This window comes from Pseudoalteromonas sp. S558, from assembly GCF_005886635.1.
GTDB lineage: Bacteria > Pseudomonadota > Gammaproteobacteria > Enterobacterales > Alteromonadaceae > Pseudoalteromonas > Pseudoalteromonas aliena.
In genome coordinates this window covers 1-3950 of sequence record NZ_PNDU01000385.1, presented here as the reverse complement: position 1 = coordinate 3950, position 3950 = coordinate 1, and the positions used below count along the sequence as shown (strand labels likewise).

Sequence of the window (3950 nt, the reverse complement as noted above, 5' to 3'; positions counted from 1 at the left end):
AAATAATGAACGCCCTAATATGGGCATAGGTGGCATAACACCCATACAAAAGCTGGAAAAGTTAAACAACGGAAATTCTACAGATAGCCTCCATTAAAAATGGGGGGATTACCAAGCCATCTACATTAAATTTTGAGTAATAGAGGTATTGATCAACAATTCTGCCACTGTAGCCTCCATTTAAGGTTAATTGAGTGTGTTTGTCTGTACTTCGTTGATACAACCACAGTTGCCATTGTCCAGAATAGTTGCCGCTATAAATAATGTTATTGTGTGCGTCGTAATTAGCAACATAACTACTGCGGTTTTTAATAAATACTTTTTGATAGGTATTTTTATTTAAATCTAGTTCAAAAACATCGCCGTGCTTAGTAAATAAAATACGACTGCCATCATCAGACAGTTCGTAGCGGACAAACTGTAAGTCAAAGGGAAAATCGATATCAATTAATTGGGCTTTGTTGTTTTTAACTCTCCAAAAATGGTGACTTTTATAACGCGTAGATAAAAAAGTCTGTGTGTGAGCCTGCATACGGGGAAGAAGCTCTGTACGCGCACTTTGCTGCCACACATGTTGACTGTGGTTTAGAGTGTTATACTTTACAATTTCGCTTACGACATCAAGACTACTTACTAATAGCGAGGCATTCAATTTGGTTGGAATAACCGCTAAAGAACTAATTGTAAAATCTAATTGCTTAAGAAGTGTATATTGGCCGTTAGTCGTATCTAGTGAAAAAAGCCTATTGGTGTCGGCAATAATTAATGTATTACCATTTGGGTGCCATACCAAGTTTTTAAGACGAAGGTTCACTGTGTGTTTGTTTAGTTGCTGCTCTTCAAGCTTTATAATTATTGTTGATTGGCTTTCGCTTATATAACGAATAATAGCGAGTTGGTTGTTATGATGGTTGTAGGAAAAATCAAAATCACCTTTGGTATTATTCTTACTATTCGGGTTTGTAATCTGTTTTAATCTACTTGTGTTTACATTATAGCTATATACTTGATATGGATGAGATTTACTAAAACGCTTGTTGAAGTAAAAGGTGTTATTTTCTCCCCATACTAATGAAGTGGGAGGCTCATCGCATGGGAATAAAGATTGTTTTTGCTTTGTGAGTACATAATAAATCGAAATTAAACATTGTTCATTAAGATGTGTTGCATAAACAATACGTTTTCCATCAGCGCTTATAGCCGCTAACGAGTTGGTGAGTATCTGGTTTTGAGCATGTGTTTTTGTATTGTATAAATAGATCGATTGACGGTCATCCTCATCAAGATGATGAAATAAAATGAGCCCTCCAAATTGGGTTGCTGATAGCTTGTATTCTCTGCCTTGCAAACCGACCAATGGTGCACTAACAAGTGATAATTGATTCGGTGTGGTTAAGTTTTTAACTTTGGAGGCGGTGCTTAAAAGAGCAATCAATAGCAGGGCTATAGTAACTGCAATAATTGATGCTTTTTTGATATTGCGCACAGGTTTTTTAAATAATTGGCTTTTAAAAGCAACCTTTTGATCAGCAGGCATTTTATCGTGCGAAATATCTGTATTCGTTACAGTAGCAACTAACCGATATCCTTGAGTAGGCACAGTTTCAATAATGGTCTCATCAGTGAACGCTGAAAAATGGTTTCTTAATAAAGACACGGTTCGGTTGATTGCACCTTCGCCTACAACCCGATTATTCCAGACTTCAACTATGAGTTGGTCTCGAGTGACAATTTTCCCATTGGCTGCTAGTAAAGCCGTTAATAAACTGAACACTTTTGGTTCAAGTTTTCTAGTTTGACTGTCACTTTTTAATGTTCGTTGCTCTTCGTCAAAAATAACGGCCGAAATACGGACAGCCATAGGGTTCTCTATGGTATTGAAATTACATCGGTTTTTTAAACATAACATAAATATAACAAAAACATAAGCGCCAACGATGGCCGTACTAAGTAAATACATGATTTGCTACTCACTCATATTTAATAAGAGTAAAGAAAATGCGTGTTTATTTATATTTATTATTAAAAATAATGGCGGTTACATTATTATTAATGGGCTGTAATGGTACCAACAAAGACTCAAAACTGACGGGCACAGAACCCAGTAATTTAACAAAAATTAATTTAAATAACCGAAGCTATTATATTGCAATGCCAAGTAATAATTTTGATGCGAAAAAGTCTTATAAGCTTTTACTGGCCTTTCATGGCTCTGGGCAGGGCGCTAAAAACATGCAGAGTATGGCTGCGTTTGAATCTGCATCAGAAAATTATATAGTTGTTTACCCACAATCAAAAGTTGAAGAGTGGAATGAAGGATGCGACTGTAATAAACCTCATCGATTAGGTATTAATGATTTGGCGTTTGTCGAAAATGTTGTTGATGATGTTAAAGCTAAATACAACATTATTGATGGAGAGCTTTTTGCGGTCGGGTTTTCTCAAGGAGGTTTATTTACACAAAATTTAATGTGTAATAGTAGTTTAAAGTTTGCGGCCATAGCATCAGTTGCCTCGCCTATGTCAGAGCAGCTGTCTCAACGATGCGAGATAGTAAATCACACCAACTACATGATGGTACACGGAACAAATGACCAGTCTTTACCTTTTGAGGGGAGGGCATATTCAAACTTTGGGTTAATTCCAAGTACACTTGCTATTGAATTAATAGCTAAAGCAAACGGCATAGATGCGGATGTACAATTACAAAAAAACCAAACAGTCGCTAAGTATCTATTTAAAAACGAGACTTATATTAACCAATTGGTGGCAATTGAAGGGGGTGGGCATAGTTGGGTTTTTAATGACTTTAGCACCACGAATGAAGTAGTTAGCTTTTTTGATACAGTAAGTAGAACTAAACTCGATACCTATTCAAAACTATACCGTATTGATCAGCAACAAAAAAAAGATGTACACGTACGTAGCATGGGTCTTGAACATTCGGGGCCTGCGATTATTCTTTTATCAGGCTTTAATAAAAACTTTCATAGTGACAGTGCTTGGTTTTCATTACTGCAGCCATTGATAGCAAAAACTCATCGTGTACACGTCATAGAACGCTTTGGAAATGGTTTTAGTAGCTCTGCTGAGCAACCATCGTATACTTCCTTTGTACCTGCATTAGATAAAACGTTGGGGCTGCTTAATGAAAAGGAGCTAATTATTGTTAGCTTTGCCAGCGCAAATATTTTGGCTCATTTATGGCAGAACTCACCGGATTCACAATTTGTAACTGGCCTTAACGGTATGGTGTGGATTGACCCTGATATTTTGTTGCCACACTCTATTAGTTTGTACCAAGATTGGCCCGTATATTGGTTTAGAGATACGGGAGATGCTTTGATAACACATATAGAGGAAGGTAATTGGACGCAAAGGACTCGAGATAAATTAACTGATGAGCGCACAACGGTTGAAACACTCATCCCTTCACAATATAAAGCAGAGATGGATTGGCTGTATTTTGATTTAATAAGCCAAAGCCGTACTCAAATTGATAAACAAGTAACTCGAGCAAGAGAGATCATGAATTATCATGATGATTTAAACCGTGTTATTAGTGCTGATATAGCCAAATCTACTCCAATCTCCGTTATAGATACTGATTTTGAATCGTATGATATTAAAAATGCAGAGCCAGGATACATTGATGATTTAGTCTTATGGCAACAAGAGGGCTCTTTATGGAGCCAGCAAATTAGCGAGCAATCGGGAGGGCAATATATACCGCTGAGTAATAGCGATCATATGGCAGTTTTTCAGCGCCCAGACGACATTTTAAAAGCAATAAAAAATATAAAAAGTAAATAACCTGAACTCTGGATAATAAATCTATCTCGAGCGGCTATTTTCAGCGCTAACTGCGTTGATTTTACTTGCAATAGGCCCGCTATTGACGCGTAAATTCGCCCTGTTTTCACTGAAAATCTTTTAACCAGAGTTCAGGT

General features: G+C 36.9%; 2 protein-coding genes. One reads left to right on the top strand and one right to left on the bottom strand.

Features of this window, described 5'->3' with window-relative positions; genetic code table 11:
• Nucleotides 1-61: 61 nt before the first annotated feature.
• Complete coding sequence (locus CWB66_RS19770) at nt 62-1861, bottom strand: winged helix-turn-helix domain-containing protein (protein ID WP_171037544.1); 1800 nt, start codon at nt 1859-1861, stop codon at nt 62-64.
• A gap of 137 nt (nt 1862-1998) precedes the next feature.
• Between CWB66_RS19770 and CWB66_RS19765 the strand changes: the two genes are divergently transcribed.
• On the top strand, nt 1999-3813 hold the full coding sequence (locus tag CWB66_RS19765) for an alpha/beta hydrolase family protein (RefSeq protein WP_138586690.1): 1815 nt from the start codon (nt 1999-2001) through the stop codon (nt 3811-3813).
• Nucleotides 3814-3950: the final 137 nt, after the last annotated feature.

Coding starts and splice junctions, on each gene's coding strand:
- CWB66_RS19765 (WP_138586690.1), top strand. CDS start 1,999: ATGCGTGTTTATTTATATTTATTATTAAAAATAATGGCGGTTACATTA.
- CWB66_RS19770 (WP_171037544.1), bottom strand. CDS start 1,861: ATGGCTGTCCGTATTTCGGCCGTTATTTTTGACGAAGAGCAACGAACA.